Source organism: Ruegeria sp. CK3, from assembly GCF_056536565.1.
Genome location: NZ_JBQFPV010000010.1, coordinates 200,147 through 216,880 on the forward strand (window position 1 = coordinate 200,147; position 16,734 = coordinate 216,880).

Annotated in this window: 21 protein-coding genes; 17 read left to right on the forward strand and 4 right to left on the reverse strand. The window is 61.3% G+C overall.

Features of this window, described 5'->3' with window-relative positions; genetic code table 11:
- Both ACR0C3_RS16835 and ACR0C3_RS16840 read right to left on the reverse strand, forming a co-directional pair.
- Positions 1–255 (reverse strand): hypothetical protein, encoded by a 255-nt coding sequence (locus ACR0C3_RS16835; protein WP_170553092.1) that lies wholly within the window; start codon positions 253–255, stop codon positions 1–3.
- Positions 256–516: 261 nt separating this feature from the next.
- The gene (locus tag ACR0C3_RS16840; protein ID WP_480759558.1) at positions 517–1,365 is read right to left on the reverse strand and encodes an SDR family NAD(P)-dependent oxidoreductase; all 849 of its coding nucleotides are present in this window, start codon (positions 1,363–1,365) and stop codon (positions 517–519) included.
- Between the two features lie 239 nt (positions 1,366–1,604).
- On the opposite strand from ACR0C3_RS16840, the gene ACR0C3_RS16845 reads away from it, so the two are divergent.
- The 17 genes from ACR0C3_RS16845 to cysE all read left to right on the forward strand — a co-directional run bounded on the left by ACR0C3_RS16845 (position 1,605) and on the right by cysE (position 15,041).
- Positions 1,605–2,765 (forward strand): phage portal protein, encoded by a 1,161-nt coding sequence (locus tag ACR0C3_RS16845; protein WP_480759559.1) that lies wholly within the window; start codon positions 1,605–1,607, stop codon positions 2,763–2,765.
- Positions 2,758–2,976: a GTA head formation protein, RCAP_rcc01685 family gene (locus ACR0C3_RS16850; protein ID WP_170458832.1), complete on the forward strand. Its 219-nt coding sequence runs from the start codon at positions 2,758–2,760 to the stop codon at positions 2,974–2,976. The genes ACR0C3_RS16845 and ACR0C3_RS16850 overlap by 8 nt, the downstream gene beginning before the upstream one ends.
- A gap of 14 nt (positions 2,977–2,990) precedes the next feature.
- Positions 2,991–3,548, forward strand: a complete 558-nt coding sequence (locus ACR0C3_RS16855; protein WP_480759633.1) for an HK97 family phage prohead protease — start codon at positions 2,991–2,993, stop codon at positions 3,546–3,548.
- Positions 3,549–3,581: 33 nt separating this feature from the next.
- Complete coding sequence (locus tag ACR0C3_RS16860) at positions 3,582–4,760, forward strand: phage major capsid protein (protein ID WP_480759561.1); 1,179 nt, start codon at positions 3,582–3,584, stop codon at positions 4,758–4,760.
- A 171-nt stretch (positions 4,761–4,931) separates the two neighbouring features.
- Entirely contained in the window at positions 4,932–5,531 is a 600-nt protein-coding gene (locus tag ACR0C3_RS16865; protein ID WP_480759562.1) for a head-tail connector protein, read from the forward strand.
- Entirely contained in the window at positions 5,528–5,866 is a 339-nt protein-coding gene (locus ACR0C3_RS16870; RefSeq protein ID WP_480759564.1) for a phage head closure protein, read from the forward strand. The genes ACR0C3_RS16865 and ACR0C3_RS16870 overlap by 4 nt, the downstream gene beginning before the upstream one ends.
- Entirely contained in the window at positions 5,863–6,276 is a 414-nt protein-coding gene (locus ACR0C3_RS16875; protein ID WP_480724191.1) for a DUF3168 domain-containing protein, read from the forward strand. The genes ACR0C3_RS16870 and ACR0C3_RS16875 overlap by 4 nt, the downstream gene beginning before the upstream one ends.
- 20 nt (positions 6,277–6,296) lie before the next feature.
- Complete coding sequence (locus tag ACR0C3_RS16880) at positions 6,297–6,710, forward strand: phage major tail protein, TP901-1 family (RefSeq protein ID WP_170374021.1); 414 nt, start codon at positions 6,297–6,299, stop codon at positions 6,708–6,710.
- On the forward strand, positions 6,710–7,027 hold the full coding sequence (locus tag ACR0C3_RS16885; RefSeq protein WP_480759565.1) for a gene transfer agent family protein: 318 nt from the start codon (positions 6,710–6,712) through the stop codon (positions 7,025–7,027). The genes ACR0C3_RS16880 and ACR0C3_RS16885 overlap by 1 nt, the downstream gene beginning before the upstream one ends.
- Positions 7,024–7,233 carry a rcc01693 family protein gene (locus ACR0C3_RS16890; protein ID WP_480759567.1) on the forward strand — a complete coding sequence of 70 codons (210 nt, stop codon included), beginning with the start codon at positions 7,024–7,026 and terminating at the stop codon, positions 7,231–7,233. The genes ACR0C3_RS16885 and ACR0C3_RS16890 overlap by 4 nt, the downstream gene beginning before the upstream one ends.
- Positions 7,220–7,882 (forward strand): phage tail tape measure protein, encoded by a 663-nt coding sequence (locus ACR0C3_RS16895; RefSeq protein ID WP_480759568.1) that lies wholly within the window; start codon positions 7,220–7,222, stop codon positions 7,880–7,882. Before ACR0C3_RS16890 ends, ACR0C3_RS16895 begins: the two co-directional genes overlap by 14 nt.
- A gap of 12 nt (positions 7,883–7,894) precedes the next feature.
- The gene (locus tag ACR0C3_RS16900; RefSeq protein WP_480759569.1) at positions 7,895–8,527 is read left to right on the forward strand and encodes a phage distal tail protein, Rcc01695 family; all 633 of its coding nucleotides are present in this window, start codon (positions 7,895–7,897) and stop codon (positions 8,525–8,527) included.
- Complete coding sequence (locus ACR0C3_RS16905) at positions 8,527–9,414, forward strand: DUF2163 domain-containing protein (RefSeq protein ID WP_480759571.1); 888 nt, start codon at positions 8,527–8,529, stop codon at positions 9,412–9,414. Before ACR0C3_RS16900 ends, ACR0C3_RS16905 begins: the two co-directional genes overlap by 1 nt.
- Entirely contained in the window at positions 9,411–9,857 is a 447-nt protein-coding gene (locus ACR0C3_RS16910) for an NlpC/P60 family protein (protein WP_480759573.1), read from the forward strand. The genes ACR0C3_RS16905 and ACR0C3_RS16910 overlap by 4 nt, the downstream gene beginning before the upstream one ends.
- Entirely contained in the window at positions 9,857–13,798 is a 3,942-nt protein-coding gene (locus ACR0C3_RS16915) for a baseplate multidomain protein megatron (protein WP_480759574.1), read from the forward strand. Before ACR0C3_RS16910 ends, ACR0C3_RS16915 begins: the two co-directional genes overlap by 1 nt.
- A gap of 5 nt (positions 13,799–13,803) precedes the next feature.
- Complete coding sequence (locus tag ACR0C3_RS16920; RefSeq protein WP_170374013.1) at positions 13,804–14,100, forward strand: DUF7742 family protein; 297 nt, start codon at positions 13,804–13,806, stop codon at positions 14,098–14,100.
- 131 nt (positions 14,101–14,231) lie between these two features.
- The gene (gene cysE, locus ACR0C3_RS16925; RefSeq protein ID WP_480759576.1) at positions 14,232–15,041 is read left to right on the forward strand and encodes a serine O-acetyltransferase; all 810 of its coding nucleotides are present in this window, start codon (positions 14,232–14,234) and stop codon (positions 15,039–15,041) included.
- A gap of 3 nt (positions 15,042–15,044) precedes the next feature.
- On the opposite strand, the gene ACR0C3_RS16930 is transcribed toward cysE, so the two are convergent.
- Positions 15,045–15,284: a hypothetical protein gene (locus ACR0C3_RS16930; protein WP_480759578.1), complete on the reverse strand. Its 240-nt coding sequence runs from the start codon at positions 15,282–15,284 to the stop codon at positions 15,045–15,047.
- Positions 15,285–15,432: 148 nt separating this feature from the next.
- The gene (locus tag ACR0C3_RS16935) at positions 15,433–16,734 is read right to left on the reverse strand and encodes a pyruvate dehydrogenase complex dihydrolipoamide acetyltransferase (protein ID WP_480759580.1); all 1,302 of its coding nucleotides are present in this window, start codon (positions 16,732–16,734) and stop codon (positions 15,433–15,435) included.

The window sequence follows — 16,734 nt, forward strand, 5'->3', positions numbered from 1 at the left end:
TCAGGACATCGGCTTCCCTTGGCTCCAACTATCCTCATATTCACCGAGCAATCGGGACAACGCCAACAGCGAAGAAAACAGCCTTGCATAGACATCCGGTGACATCATTGTTTTGTAGTCATCAAGCACCTGCACAAGATTGACTACACTTGACGCAAACGCCTCGTAGACGTGTTTGTCAGCAGCGGTAGGTTCATTGGTCCAGATATCGTGCGCATCGTAGTAGATGGGCGGGACAGGGTCTTTTTCATTCATCGTGTGGCCTCTTGCATTCGAAGCGCACGTGGGGGGCAAGTGAGACGCAAACAACATCTCTGGCATGAATTCAAAAGACTTTGGCTGCGACTGAAAAAGAATTTGGTTCAAACTTCAACGAGCAGCTAATTTTTACGATTGGCCATGCTGGATTCAGGGTAGGGCTCGCACGACCGGCTCGACGCGCTGGTCTGGGCGCTGCATGAGTTGGTTGTGGGGTCTGCGAGGGCGTATCGGCGGCCTCGGGTGCAGTGCCTTTAGTTATTGCTCACCAGTTTTCTCGAATTTGGCAAACGCTTCTGCGTAGTCGGGGTGCCAGCGAGAGAGTGGAGGGCGGTTTTGGGTAATGTCTTGAATAGCCCATTGTGCTCGACGTCGGTCGCGTGTCTCGTCGACATCGTTGTCCGGGCAAAGGATATAAAAATCACCATTGGCCATTCGACTGAACAAGTGATCAACCGTTTGTTCACTGGTCCACGCCGCGGGCGGTTTTTCCGGGAGGAAAGACGCAATCATGCCAGTGTAAGTAAAACCTGGCACAAACAAGTGAACAGAAATTGGCGCTCCGGCTTCTCGCAACTCATGAGCCAATTGTTCGCTGAGCACTTTGACCGCGGCCTTGGTGACATTATAGCCGGGGTTACCCGGCGGTGTTGTAATACCCTGTTTCGAGCCGGTATTTATAACTACAGCAGGGCGGTTAGCTTCGATCATGCGAGGCATAAAGGCCTGCACACCTCGTAGAACTCCGAAAAAATTCACCTGCAAAAGCCGCTGCCAGTTTTCCATTTCCGACCAAGCGGTTGTCGGCAGACTAATCCCCGCGTTGTTCATCAAAGCAGCAATTGGACCGATCTCAAATGCGAGATCGGCAAGTCTGTTTACCTCTTCATTTGATGTCACATCAGTCGGTATGCCTTCAACAGGCGCGTTAGCGGACGCCAATTGGCGTGCTTCTTGAACCGTTGCGTCAAGTTGTGCGCCGGGTAGGTCTGCCAGAACGACGCCCAAACCCGCGTGCGCAAACCGTAGTGCCGCAGCGCGCCCGACCCCACTTGCTGCCCCGGTAACAACCGCGATGCCACCATTTTTCACTGCCTCGTTGAACATATTGCGTTCCTTCCCGATTCATGAAACTTCGCAAATTTGAAATGGTCATCCAAATGTATCAAAGGTTGTCTCAATAGAGTATCAAGCTCATCAACAATTCTGTCTACTACTCTGACGACAGATGATTTTGGGGGCTTATGTTGCTCACCCTCCGTACGCCCCATTCCCAAGGCTTAAACGTCTTTCCGACATAACTCCTTTCAACAAGCCGGGCAGAGCAGCGGCAGAAAGGAGCACAGATGGTATTCGATTTCTTGCGTCGTGGAGCGGCCGCGGAAGCGCCCGAGGCGAAGGCGAGCGCAGCAGGCCCCGTTGTGGCGTGGCAGACGGGCGGGCGCGTGGCGTGGAGCCCTCGGGACGGGGTGTCGCTGACACGTACGGGGTTTTCGGGGAACCCGGTGGGTTTTCGATCCGTCAAGCTGATTGCTGAGGCGGCGGCGGCGTTGCCGTTGGTGCTGCAGGATCAGGCGCAGCGGTTTGATGTACATCCGATCCTCAGCCTCATGCGCCGTCCGAATGCGGCGCAGGGACGGGCGGAGTTGATGGAGGCTCTGTTCGGGCAGTTGCTGCTGTCGGGCAATGCCTATGTTGAGGCTGTTCAGGCCGACGAGGGGCTACCGGTTGAGCTGCATGTGCTGCGATCCGACCGGATGAGCGTGGTGCCGGGGGCGGATGGCTGGCCCAAGGCGTATGATTACGCGGTGGGTGGCAAGAAGCACCGGTTTGCGGCGGAAAATATCTGTCATATCAAGTCGTTTCACCCGCAGGATGACCACTATGGGTTCTCGCCGATGCAGGCGGCGGCGATGGCGATTGACGTGCATAATAGCGCGTCTCGGTGGTCGAAATCGCTGCTCGACAATGCGGCGCGGCCTTCGGGGGCGCTGGTGTGGAAAGGCGATGGCCATGGGGTGATGGCTGAGGATCAATTCCGGCGTCTAAGCGACGAAATTGAGCAGAACTATCGCGGGGCGCGCAATGCTGGCCGTCCGATGGTTCTGGAAGGGGGGCTGGATTGGAAGCCGATGGGGTTCTCTCCGTCCGATATGGAGTTTCAAAAGACCAAGGAAGCCGCCGCCCGCGAGATCGCGCTGGCCTTTGGGGTCCCGCCGATGCTGCTGGGGATTCAGGGAGACGCGACCTATTCGAACTATCAGGAGGCCAACCGGGCGTTTTATCGCCTGACCGTGCTGCCTCTGGTGACGCGGGTGGCGGCGGCGGTGTCGGAGTGGCTGGTGGGCTTTACCGGCGAGGATCTGATGCTGAAACCCGATCTGGATCAGGTCCCCGCGCTGTCCGCGGAACGCGATGCGCAATGGGCGCGGGTCAACGGGGCCGATTTCCTGACGGACGCGGAAAAGCGCGCCTTGCTGGGCCTGCCGGAGCGTGCGGATGTCTGACGGGTATCCTCCGTTCGAATGCGCGCCGGGCTTGCGTCTGGCCGCGCATGAACGGGTGGCCGAGATCCAGCATGCGCATCTATGCAGACGGTTGGATCAGATCGAAGAGATGATGGAGCGGCTGGAGCGCCGGTTGTGGCTGACGGTCTATGGTGTGGTCGCGGTGATCCTGGCGCAGGCGTTTCAATCCATCTTGGTGGTAACGCCATGAGTTCAGTAAGTTACATGGAGAAGTTCATGGATTTAGAGCATAAATTCGCCCGGTTCGGAGACGGGTTGTCCGTCACCGATGACGCCATGATCGAAGGCTATGCCAGCCTGTTCGGACAGGTCGATCAGGGCAGCGATGTGGTGCAACGTGGGGCGTATTGCGGTTCGCTCGACGGGCTCGCGAAGGCAGGGCAGCGGGTCAAGATGCTGTGGCAGCACGATCCGACGCAACCCATCGGTGTGTGGGACGAGGTCCGCGAAGATAACCAAGGCCTTTGGGTCAAAGGGCGTCTGCTGGAGGCTACGCAAAAGGGCCGTGAGGCGGCTGAACTGATCCGGGCGGGCGCTATGGATGGCCTCTCGATTGGCTATCGCACCAAGCGGGCCGTGAAGAATGACAAGGGCCAGCGGGTCCTGACCGAACTGGAGCTGTGGGAAGTGTCCTTGGTGACGTTCCCGATGCTGCCCAGTGCGCGGGTGGCGGCAAAGGGCGTGGACCCTGAGGCCGAGAACACCTGGCGCAGTATTGCCGAGGTGTTCAGTGACGCCCGGCAGGAGCTGGCGCGGACCTAGCGCGCCTCAATCCCACCCAAAAAGGATGTGCTGATGAGCAAGACCGAAACCCCGGCCTTGACCGGAGAGGGTGCGCCCCTGGTTCAGGAGGTGAAGCAGGCGATGGCTGGCTTCGTTAATGAATTCAAGGGCCTCAAAGCTGAAGTTAAAACCCAACTGCAACAGACAGAAGAGCGACTGACCATGCTGGATCGTAAATCAACCATCGCGGCGCGCCCGCATCTTGCGGCCTCGATCGAGGACGGCGCACCACATCAGAAGGCCTTCGACGCCTATGTGCGTTCGGGCGAGGATGATGGGCTGCGCGGGCTGGAGATGGAGTCGAAGTCTCTGTCGAGTGCGGTGAACAGCGACGGTGGTTATCTGGTTGATCCGCAGACCGCCGAGACGATCAAATCGGTTCTGAATTCCACCGCTTCGATCCGGTCAATTGCATCGGTGGTGAACGTTGAGGCGAACTCGTTCGACGTTCTGATCGACCATATCGATGTCGGTGCGGGTTGGGCTGATGAGGCCTCGGCGGCCACCGAGACCGCAACGCCGTCAATCGACCGCATCTCGATCCCGCTGCACGAACTGAGCGCACTGCCCAAGGCCTCGCAACGTCTGCTGGATGACAGTGCCTTTGACGTTGAGGGCTGGCTGGCTGGTCGTATCGCCGACAAGTTCGCGCGGGCCGAGGCGGCCGCCTTTATCGGAGGTGACGGGGCGGACAAGCCCAAGGGTATTCTGGACCACCCGGCTGTCGACAATGACGTCTGGGCCTGGAGCAATCTGGGCTACGTCGCGACCGGCACGGCAGGTGGTGTCGATGCGGATGCGATCATGGATGTGGTCTATGCGCTGGGCGCGCAGTACCGCGTGAACGGCACCTTCGTGATGAACTCGAAAACCGCCGGTCTGATCCGCAAGCTGAAGGACAGTGATGGCCGCTTCCTGTGGTCCGATGGTTTGGCCGCGGGTGAGCCTGCGCGTCTGATGGGTTATCCGGTGCTGATTGCCGAGGACATGCCGGATGCGGCGACCGACAGCTTCTCGATTGCCTTTGGCGATTTCCAGGCAGGTTACACCATTGCTGAACGTCCCGATCTGCGCGTGTTGCGCGATCCGTTCAGCGCCAAGCCGCATGTTCTGTTCTACGCGACCAAGCGCGTCGGCGGCGACGTAAGCGACTTTGCTGCGATCAAGCTGGTGAAATTCGGCACCGCCTAAAGCGGGCTGAATCCGAGGGGCCTTTGGGCCGTTCGGGCGGCGGGCGCGGGCCGGGGTGAGATCCCCCGCGTTGTCTAGCTGCTCCCCTCCGTCCGAGCAACGTGGGGCGGCGCGTGCCCGTCATTTTCAAGGATACGGCCCCGGAGGGGTCCGAGATTGCGGAGTGAATGGATGATGTTGATCGAAGAAACCGCCATCGCGGATGCGGCGCTGCCGGTGGTTCAGTTCAAGGCGCATCTGCGGCTGGGCACGGGGTTCGCCGAGGGTGATACGCAGGATGAGGTTCTGACCGGTTTTCTGCGTGCAGCGATTGCAGCGATCGAGGCGCGCACCGGCAAGGTGCTGATCGAGCGGGAGTTTTCGTGGAGGCTGAATGGCTGGCGTGATCCGGAAAGCGAAGTTCTTCCGGTGGCCCCGGTGGTTTCAGTTGGCGCTGTGACGCTGACGGATGCGCTGGGCGCTGAATCCGTGGCGGACAGCGCGACGTACAGGTTGGAGCGGGATGCGCAGCGCCCTCGGGTGCGAGCGGCGGGATCTTGTTTGCCGAGAATCCAGACGGGCGGATCGGTAAAAATCGCCTTCATGGCGGGCATGGCCGCCGATTGGGGCGGCTTACCCGCCGATCTCGGGCAGGCGGTTTTGCTGTTGGCGGCGCATTACTACGAATATCGCGACGAAACAGCCTTGGGCGCGGGGTGTATGCCCTTCGGTGTGACCAGCTTGATCCAACGCTATCGCACGGTGCGCTTCGGTGCTGGGGTGATGCAATGAACGCGCCTCGACTGAACCGCAAGTTGGAGCTGGAAGCGCCGGTTCGCACCGCTGACGGCGCTGGAGGCTATGCCGAAACCTGGGCCGCTTTGGGCTCGCTCTGGGCCGAGGTGACGGCGCGCAGCGGGGCGGAGCGTGCGGTCGGTGGGGCTTCGGTCTCGCGCGTTGGCTACCGGATCGTTGTGCGGGGCGCGCCTGAAGGGTCGAGCATGCGGCCCGCTCCGGACCAGCGGTTCAGCGAAGGCGCCCGGCGGTTCGTGATCCGCGCAGTGGCCGAGCGGGACCCGCGCGGCCAGTACCTGACCTGTTTTGCAGATGAAGAGGTGGCGGCATGAGCTATGGCGTTTCAGCTGCTTTGCAGGCGGCGGTGTTTCAGCAGCTGTCAAGCGATGCGCAGGTCAGCACGCTGTCGGGCGGTGCGATTTACGACGCGGTACCTGCGGGGACCATGCCGCAAACCTACGTGACTTTGGGTCCGGAAGAGGTGCGAGAGGCCTCGGACCGCGCAAACGCAGGGGCTGTGCATCGCTTCACGGTCTCGGTGGTGTCCGAGGCAGCGGGCTTTGGCGCGGCCAAGACGCTGGCCGGCGCGGTGTGTGACGCACTGGAAGGTGCGGCGCTGAGTTTGGACCGGGGCCATCTGGTGGGGCTGTGGTTCGAACGGGCCAGCGCCCGACGCACGGGAACTGGCGGCGCGATCCGCCAGATCGACCTGAGATTCCGCGCCCGCGTGGAAGACGACTAAGCAATCAACGGAGAGAGCATATGGCTGCCCAGAACGGAAAAGACCTGTTGGTCAAAGTGGATATGAACGGCACGGGCCTGTTTGAGACCATCGCGGGCCTGCGCGCCACGCGGATCAGTTTCAACGCAGAAAGCGTCGATGTCACCAGCTTGGAAAGCCAGGGCGGATGGCGCGAGCTGCTGTCAGGGGCGGGGGTCAAATCGGCCTCGATCTCGGGCTCGGGGGTGTTCAAGGATGAAGGCACAGATGAACGGGCGCGTCAGCTGTTCTTTGATGGCGAGACGCCCGGTTTTCAGGTGATCATCCCCGATTTCGGCATCGTCGAAGGGCCGTTTCAGGTCAGCAGCATCGAATATGCGGGCTCGCATAACGGTGAGGCGACCTATGAGATGAGCATGGCAAGCGCCGGTGCGCTGAGCTTTACGGCGCTCTGATGGCCAATCCGTGGACGGGCGAGGTGGCTTTGACCATCGATGGGGAGCAGCGGGTGCTCAAGCTGACATTGGGTGCCTTGGCGGAATTGGAACAGGAACTGGGGGCCGGATCTCTGGTCGAATTGGTGCAGCGGTTCGAAGGCGGTGGGTATTCCAGCGGTGACGTGCTGGCGCTGTTGGTCGCTGGTTTGCGTGGCGGCGGCGCGCCGGTCACACGCGATGATCTGCTGTATGCGGAAATCGCAGGTGGGCCGATGGCAGGGGCCAAAGCGGCAGCCGAATTGCTGGCCCGCGCCTTCATGGTGCCGGAGCAGTGAGCGGGTTCGACTGGTCCGCGCTGATGCAGGCCGGGATCCTCGGCCTGCGCCTGACGCCGGATCAGTTCTGGCGTCTGACCCCGGCCGAGCTGCGGCTGATGCTGGGGCAGGGCGCGGCGATGCCTGCGATGAACCGGAAGGGCCTCGACGCTTTGCTGGCGGCCTATCCGGACAAGGAACAAGGAGAGCGTGATGACGGATCGTGAAGGTTTTGACGACCTGCAGGAACGGGGCGAGTCGCTGGGCGACGCGCTGGGTGACGCGGCGAGCATGGCTGCAGCGTTTGATGGTCACTTGCAGCGGGTCAGGGCCGCCTTTGAAGAGACAGGCAAGGACGTTGCCACTCTGGAACGGGGCCTGTCCGGCGGTTTGCGCAAGGCGTTTGACGGCGTGGTGCTGGACGGGATGAACCTGTCGGATGCGCTGGATGTACTGAAAAACTCGATGATCCGCACGGCGTATTCGGCGGCGATCAAGCCGGTGACGGATCATTTCGGCGGCATGCTGGCCAGTGGGGTTGGCAGTCTGGTGCAGGGCATTCTGCCTTTTGCGGATGGTGGCAGCTTCAGCCAGGGCCGGGTGATGCCCTTTGCCAATGGCGGCGTGGTCAGTAGCCCGACGATGTTCCCGATGCGCGGTGGTACTGGCCTGATGGGCGAGGCTGGCCCTGAGGCGATCATGCCTCTGGCGCGCGGCGCGGACGGCAAGCTGGGCGTTAGGACGCAGGGCGGCGGCCGCGCTGTGAATGTGGTGATGAATATCTCCACGCCCGATGTGCAGGGGTTCCGCCGGTCGCAAGGCCAGATCGCGGCGCAGATGAGCCGCGCTTTGGGCCGTGGCAATCGCAACAGATAAGGGGAGCAGAAGATGAATTTCCACGAGGTGAGATTCCCCGCCAGCCTAAGCTTCGGCTCGGTCGGCGGTCCGGAACGGCGCACGGATATCGTGACGCTGGCCAACGGGTTTGAGGAACGCAACACGCCCTGGGCGCATTCGCGCAGGCGCTATGATGCCGGGCTGGGGATGCGGTCGCTGGATGACATCGAAACGATGATCTCATTCTTCGAGGCGCGTCAGGGCCAGATGTACGGGTTCCGCTGGAAGGACTGGTCGGACTACAAGTCCGGCTCGGCCACGGCTGACGTCGATCACGGCGATCAGGTCATCGCGCGGGGTGACGGAGAACGCACCGAGTTTCAGCTGGTGAAGACCTATAGCTCGGGCGGGGTCAGCTATGTGAGACCTATCACCAAACCCGTCCTTGGTACGGTGCGTCTGGGTCTGGATCAGGACGCCATGCGCGAAGGTGTCGATTATGAGGTTGATCTGGCCCGCGGGGTGGTCACATTCGTGGCCCCTCCGCCCGAGCAAGTCGAGATCACGGCGGGGTTCGAGTTTGACGTGCCGGTGCGTTTTGACACTGACAAGATCCAGACCAGCGTGGCCAACTTTCAGGCCGGGGATGTGCCAAACGTCCCCGTGGTCGAGGTGCGGGTTTGATGAGCGGAGATAATCAGGCACTTCAGGCCCATCTGCAAAGCGGTCTGACCACCGTGTGCCGCTGCTGGGCGATCACCCGCAAAGACAGCCAGGTCTATGGCTTCACCGATCATGACATGGAGCTGCGGTTCGACGGGCTGACCTTTCGGGCCAGCACCGGCCTGACCGCAGCCGCTATCGAACAGGCCACCGGGCTGTCGATTGATAATTCCGAGGCGATGGGGGCGCTGTCCGATGCCTCGGTCCGTGAGGATGATATTGAGGCCGGTCGCTTTGACGGGGCCGAGGTACGTGCCTGGCTGGTCAATTGGGCCGCGCCCGAGCAGCGTGTGCTGCAGTTTCGCGGCTCGATTGGTGAGCTACGGCGTGCGGGCGGAGCCTTTCACGCAGAGCTGCGCGGGCTGACCGATCTGCTGAATCGCCCTCTGGGACGGACCTATCAAAAACCCTGCACAGCCGTCTTGGGGGATTCCGCGTGCCGATTTGCCGTAGGCCAGCGCGGCTATCAGGTCGAGGCTGAAGTCTCCGGTTTTGACGGAGGCACGTCGTTGCGGCTGCGTGGTGGGAACTCCTCTGACGAAGCCTGGTTTGAACGGGGACGTTTGGATGTGACCTCGGGCACAGCAAATGGGCTATGGGGGTCGATCAAGCAGGACCGTCGGACGGAAGACGGGCGCGAGATCACCCTTTGGGCCAGCATTGGGGGTGGATTGGCTGTTGGAGACCGGGTGCGCCTGACCGCTGGCTGCGACAAGCGGATGGAGACTTGCCGGTTGAAATTCAAAAATTTTTTGAACTTTCAAGGCTTTCCGGATCTGCCGGGCGAAGACTGGGTGATGGCTGTGCCAAAGAAAGGCAACGCGAATACAGGCGGTAGCAGACGATGACGAAACGCAAACAAGATATCGTGGACGCCGCACGCGAATGGCTGGGCACGCCTTATGTGCATCAGGCCTCGGTTCGCGGGGCGGGGACGGATTGTCTGGGCCTGCTGCGCGGTGTGTGGCGCGAAGTGATCGGGCACGAACCCGAGGCGGTTCCCGTCTACAGCATGGACTGGTCCGAACCGCAGGGTGAAGAACGCATGTGGGCAGCTGCACGCAGGCACCTGAGCGAAAAGCTCCCAGCCGAAATGGTGGCCGGAGATGTGCTGTTGTTCCAGATGCGCGATAGCGGTGTTGCCAAACATCTGGGCATCGTCAGCAGCACCGGCGAGGTGCCGCGCTTCATCCATGCCTATTCCGGACATGGCGTTGTCGAAAACGCCCTGAGCGACCCCTGGCGCCGCCGGGTGGTCGCCTGTTTTGAATTCCCGTTGGAGGGTCGCTGATGGCTACTATTCTTCTTTCCGCAGCAGGGGCTGCGCTGGGCGGCTCGATCAGCGGTACGGTGGCCGGTCTTTCCACTGCCATTGTCGGTCGTGCGGTCGGGGCCACGCTGGGACGCGTGATCGATCAACGCATGATGAGCCAATCGGTCATGGGCAGCGGCAGCGAAGTGGTCGAGACCGGCCGCATGGACCGTTTCCGCCTGACCGAAACAGCCGAGGGTGCCCCTGTGGCCACGGTCTTTGGCCGTATGCGTGTGGGCGGTCAGGTGATCTGGGCCTCGGACTTTCTCGAGACCCGGACCACAAGCACGCAATCCTCAGGCGGGGGCGGTAAGGGTTCGCCGAAACCGCCCAAGGTGACGACAACCACCTATAGCTACTCGATCTCTCTGGCGATTGCGGTTGGCGCGGGCGAGATCGCCGATGTCACGCGCGTCTGGGCCGATGGCGAGGAGCAGGAGCGCGCGAACCTGAACATTCGTGTCTATCACGGGACGCAGGATCAACTCCCCGATCCCCTGATTGAGGCCGTCGAAGGCACCGGCAATGTCCCGGCCTATCGAGGTACGGCCTATGTGGTGATCGAGGACTTCCAGCTGGCGTCCTTTGGCAACCGGGTGCCTCAGTTCTCGTTCGAAGTGGTGCGTCCTAAACAGCCCGAGATGCCGGATCACCCATCCGCGCTGGGCCAGATCGTCAAGGGCGTGGCTCTGATGCCGGGCACCGGCGAATATGCGCTGGCCAGCACGCAGGTGAACTATTCCCAAGGGCGCGGGCGCAGTTGGGCGGCCAATGTCAACTCGGCCTCGGGCGAGCCGGATCTGGTCACCTCGACCAAAGCGCTGGCGCGAGAGCTGCCGGGCTGCGAAGCGGCATCCCTGATTGTGTCGTGGTTCGGGAATGACCTGCGCTGCGGTGATTGTCAGATCACGCCCAAGGTGGTGCGCGATGACATAGATGGCGTGAATATGCCCTGGGTCGTGTCGGGCCTGCGGCGCAATACGGCCCAAGTGGTCCAGCATCAGGATGACCGGCCTGTTTATGGTGGCACCCCGGCGGATGGCGCGGTTGTGCAGGCGATTCAGCATCTGAAAGAGACCGGCAAGGACGTAATGTTCTACCCGTTCATCCTGATGGATCAGTTGCAGCAGAACGACTTGCCCGACCCCTGGTCGGATGGAGTGCAGCCGCATCTGCCATGGCGCGGACGGATCACGCTGGACGTGGCTCCGGGGCGCGACGGGTCGCCGGACCAGACAGCCGCTGCCGATGCGCAGGTGGCCGCGTTCTTCGGGGCGGCTCAGGTCAGCGATTTTGGTATCAGCGCGGGGCAGATGACCTATTCCGGCCCGGAGGAATGGGGGCTGCGTCGTTTTATCCTGCACTACGCCACCCTCTGCCAGATTGCAGGCGGCGTAAGTTCCTTCTGTATCAGTTCAGAGATGCGGGGTCTGACGCAAATTCGCGGAGAAAACGGCTTTCCTGCGGTCGAACAACTGCGCCAGTTGGCAGCGGACGTTCGGCAAATTCTCGGGCCGGATACCAAGATCGGCTACGCTGCGGATTGGAGCGAATATTTCGGCTATCAACCCTCGGCGACAGGAGACAGGTTCTTTCACCTCGATCCCCTTTGGGCGGATGACAATATCGACTTTGTCGGTATCGACAATTATATGCCTCTGTCCGATTGGCGCGATGGCGAAGATCATCGGGATGCCGATGCCGGGTCGATCTACAATCTGGATTACCTGCGCGCCAATGTCGAAGGTGGCGAAGGCTATGACTGGTACTACGCCTCGCCCGAAGAGGCCGAGGCACAGATCCGCACTCCGATCGAAGACAGCACTCATGATGAGCCATGGGTCTGGCGCTACAAGGACCTGCGCAACTGGTGGTCGAACTGGCATCACGAACGGATTGGTGGCGTGCGCCAGAATGATCCGACCGATTGGGTGCCGGGGTCCAAGCCGATCTGGTTCACGGAGCTGGGCTGTGCTGCCGTGGACAAAGGTACCAACCAGCCAAACAAGTTTCTCGATCCCAAGTCCTCAGAATCGAGCCTGCCGCCGTATTCCAACGGCCTCAGGGACGACTTCATCCAAGTGCAATATCTGACGGCAACGCTGGGCTACTGGTCCGAGCCGCAGAACAACCCGGTATCCGAGATCTATGACGGGCCGATGCTGGACCTCTCCAACGCCTATGTCTGGGCGTGGGACGCGCGGCCCTATCCCACCTTTCCAAACCTGCGAAGCCAATGGGACGATGGCGAAAACTACGCCCGAGGGCATTGGCTGAACGGTCGATCCGGCGCGCGTACTCTGGCCTCGGTGGTGACCGAAATCTGCCATGGGGCAGGGGTCACGGATATTGACGTCTCGCAGCTCTATGGCGTGGTCCGGGGCTATGCGGTCGAGGATGTCTCGGACGCGCGTTCGGCGTTGCAACCGTTGATGCTGCGCTATGGGTTTGACGCGATTGAACGGGACGGTGTTGTGCGGTTCCAGACACGTGATGGGTTTGGTGCTGTGGCGCTGGATCCGGATCATCTGGCTGTCAGCTCCGATCTCGACGGCACCGTAGAATACCGTCGTGAGGCCGAGGCCGAGATGACCGGACGTGTTCGTCTGCGCTTTGTTCAATCGGATGCCGATCACGATCTGGTCGCGGAAGAGGCGGTGTTGCCCGACGCGCAGACCCATGCGGTTGCGGTCAACGAGATGCCCTTGTCCATGACCCGTGCCGAGGGTCGCCAGACCGCGGAACGCTGGCTCAGCGAGGCGCGTGTGTCCCGCGATACCGCCCGGTTTGCCTTGCCCCCGTCCATGTTGCATCTGGGCGCCGGAGACGTGGTGCGCCTGTCAGAACAGGAGGGCAGTGCGCTCTACCGTATCGACCGGTTGGAGAAAGCCGACCTGCAACTGGCCGAGGCGGTGCGAATCGAGCGCGGCGTCTACACGGCCAACGGATTGCAGGACGATCCGGTTGCGCTCCGGCCCTTCGTCGCCTCTGTGCCGGTGGTGCCGGTGTTCATGGACCTGCCGCTGTTGACGGGGGCAGAGGCTCCGCACGCGCCGTATCTGGCCGTATCGGCCGATCCTTGGCCCGGTAGCGTCGCCGTTCATGCCTCGGCTAGGGATGAGGATTACGCGTTGCGTGATGTCATTTCGGACCAGGCGGTGATGGGCTTTACCGAAACGCCGCTGCATCGCGCCTCAGCCGGGATCTGGGATGAGGGCGCGCCTCTGCGGGTCAAGCTGATCGACGGCATTCTGGAATCCCGTCCGCGGACATCCTTGCTGAACGGGGCCAATTTGGCGGCCATCGGTGACGGAACACCGGGCAATTGGGAGGTGTTCCAGTTCTCTGACGCCGCCCTGCAAGAGCCGGGCGTCTATGCCTTGTCCGGACGTCTACGCGGCCAGCTGGGAACGGACGCCCTGATGCCAGACGTCTGGCCCGAGGGGTCAACTTTTGTCCTGCTGGATGAACGCGTTGCGCAAACCAGCCTGTTGCCGAGCGAACGGCGTGTGGCCCGGCACTTTCGGATCGGTCCGGCCTTGCGCGGGTATGACGACCCATCCTACGAGTATCTGGTCGAGGCTTTCGACGGGAACGGCTTGCGCCCCTATGCGCCGGTGCATGTGTCTGTGCAGACCAAGTCGGATGAGGATGCGTTCGATTGGATCAGGCGAACGCGGATCGAAGGGGACGACTGGGCGGGGCTGGACGTCCCACTGGGTGAGGAAAGCGAATCCTACCTCATCCGTGTGCGGGCAAATGGGGCTTTGATCCGCGAAGAGATCGTGCCTGAACCGCGCTGGGCCTATACCGCAGCCGTGAAGTCCGCTGATGGCCTGACAGGTGGATATGCGGTCGAGATCGCGCAAATCTCGGCCACATATGGTGCTGGTCCGGCCGCGCGCATTCAGGTCGGGTAAGACCTTTGCGCCCCGTCCTCCACGGAGATGTCAGTGCTGCGGCACGCGCCTTGTTGGCCGTGCCGCAGCGCAGCCGCCGATCGCTTTGTATCAAGATGGTGGCCGAGGCCGAACTGGCCGACCGCCATGTCCAGCGCACCGGGCGGCTGCACCCGGCCTATGGCAACGGATCCCTAATGACAGCCGCCCGCACGCGGGTACTGGCGGATGAACCGAGCTTTGATGATCCGAACTATTGCCAGTGTTTTGAGATGGTTTTGCGCCAGCTGATACGATTTCAGACCCGGCGGGCGTTGGGCTGACTTCTTAAAGCACCGAGAGGCGCAAGCCCCCTCTTAGAACACATTCATTTTGGTTAAGTTACAGATCACGGGTTTGCGTTTGGCGTTTTTACCACTAAATGGCATGCTAGGCGCAGCAAAGGATCAAAGCCATGTTTGAAAAGCGCAGCCACGTGACCCCCGTCGACCCGGTCTGGAACCGGATCACGACCGAGGCCCATACCGCCGTTGAGCAAGAACCGCTGATGGGCGGGCTGGTGCATGCCTGTATTCTGCATCACCGCAGCCTTGAGCGGGCATTGTCGTACCGAGTGGCGGCCAAGCTGTGTTCGAACGAGATGTCGATGATGGTCCTGCGTGAGATCGTGGACGAGGCCTATGCCGACGAACCTAGCTTGATTGAGGCTGCGCGCGCGGACCTGATGGCCGTGTACGAACGCGACCCGGCCTGCCACCGACTACTGCAGCCGATCCTCTATTTTAAAGGGTATCAGGCGATGCAGGCCTATCGTGTGGCCCACTGGTTGTGGCGCAAGGGACGGCATGATTTGGCCTATTTCTTCCAGATGCGGTCGTCTGAGATTTTCGGCATCGACATTCACCCGGCCGCCAGGATCGGCAAAGGGATCATGATCGACCACGCCCATTCCATCGTGATTGGTGAGACTGCTGTGGTTGGTGACAATGTCTCGATGCTGCATTCTGTGACTTTGGGCGGAACCGGCAAGGAAGAAGAGCAGCGCCACCCAAAGATCGGTGATGGAGTTCTGATTGGTGCCGGGGCCAAGGTTCTTGGCAACATTGAGGTCGGCCACTGCAGCCGGATCGCCGCCGGATCGGTGGTGCTGCAAGAGGTTCCGGCTTGCAAGACAGTTGCCGGCATCCCGGCCAAAATCGTGGGCGAGGCGGGGTGCGATCAGCCCTCGATCTCGATGGACCACATGCTGGGCAAGGACCAGTAAAAATCAGTTTGAGCGGTTGTTCTTTCTGTTCAACCGCTCCTGCCGTCTTTGTTCCCTGCGTTCCTTACGCTTGTCGATGCGTTGCTGGCGCTCAGCCTTTTGCTGGGCGATGACGGCTGGATCACTGGATTTGAACCTGGAGTTTTCGCCCGGATAGCTGTTGGGTTTTGCGGATGCCGTGTTAGCCGCAGTTGCGGACGCGGCAACTACAAGCAATATCTTAGTAAAATTAAAAAAGCGCATGGGCCACCTTTGGTTTTCAAAACCGTCTGGTTCAAAGGTGGGAGAGCGCAGTTGCGGAAGCAACCTTTGGGGCTATCACGCATGCTCACATCGTGGCCGTGATCGTGAGAGCACCCGCCGAGGTCGGACCCCGGCGGGTAGAGTTTTTTCAGGCCAGCATGACCATCGGATTTTCTAGGTTTTCGACGATGGCTTGCAGCAACTGTGCCCCAAGCGCGCCGTCGATGACCCGGTGATCGACCGACATCGTGACGGACATGAGGGTTGCAACCGTCAGCTCTCCGTCTTCGCCTACGACCGGCTTTTTCAGGCCTGTGCCGACCGCAAGAATACCGGCATGTGGCGGGTTCACGATGGCGTCGAAATTGTCGATGCCGAACATGCCCAGGTTCGAAACCGCGAATGTGCCGCCCTGGTATTCATGCGGAGCCAGCTTGCGTTCCCGGGCACGACCAGCAAGGTCCTTCATCTCGGTCGAAAGGGCAGACAGAGACTTGGTGTCGGCATCCTGCAGGACCGGAGTGAACAGACCGCCTTCGATCGCAACCGCAACGGCCACATCAGACGGTTTCAACTGCAGCACGCGGTCGCCCGCCCAGACTGCGTTGCATTCGGGCACCTGCTGCAGCGCGTTGGCGACGGCTTTGATGATGAAGTCATTGACGCTGAGCTTAACGCCACGGCCTTCCAGCTGCTTGTTCAACTGGCTGCGGAACTTAAGGAGCGCGTCCAGTTTAATATCGCGGCGCAGGTAGAAATGCGGGATGGTCTGCTTGGCTTCGGACAGGCGCGCGGCAATGGTCTTGCGCATGCCGTCGAGCTTGATTTCCTCGTAATCGCGAGTTTCGTACATCTTGGCGACGGCATCTGCCGATGGGCCAGCCGGTGCCGCCGCTGCGGGCGTGGCTGCTGCGGCAGGGGCCGGGGCTGCTGCTGGCGCTGCAGTTGCGCTTTCCACATCGGCTTTGACGATGCGACCATGTGGGCCGGAGCCGGTGATCTGTGCCAGATCAAGGCCCTTTTGCGCTGCGATGCGACGGGCCAGCGGTGAGGCGAAGATGCGACCACCATCGGCTTTGGCCGGTGCAGCCGGAGCGGGGGCGGGCGCCTCGGATGCCGCTGGCGCGGCGACCTCGTTGCCCGCGGCGGCTGCAGGTGCAGCCGCTGGGGCCGCCGCAGGTGCAGTACCAATATCATCGGCGCTTTCGCCATCTTCCAGCAGGACTGCGATGGCAGTGTTGACCTTGACCCCTTCGGATCCCTCCGGGATTAGAATCTTACCGATGGTGCCTTCGTCAACAGCCTCGAACTCCATCGTGGCTTTATCGGTTTCGATCTCGGCTAGCAGGTCGCCGGAGGAGACGGTGTCGCCCTCTTTGACCAGCCATTTGGCAAGGGTGCCTTCCTCCATGGTCGGAGACAGGGCGGGCATTAGGATTTCGGTGGGCAT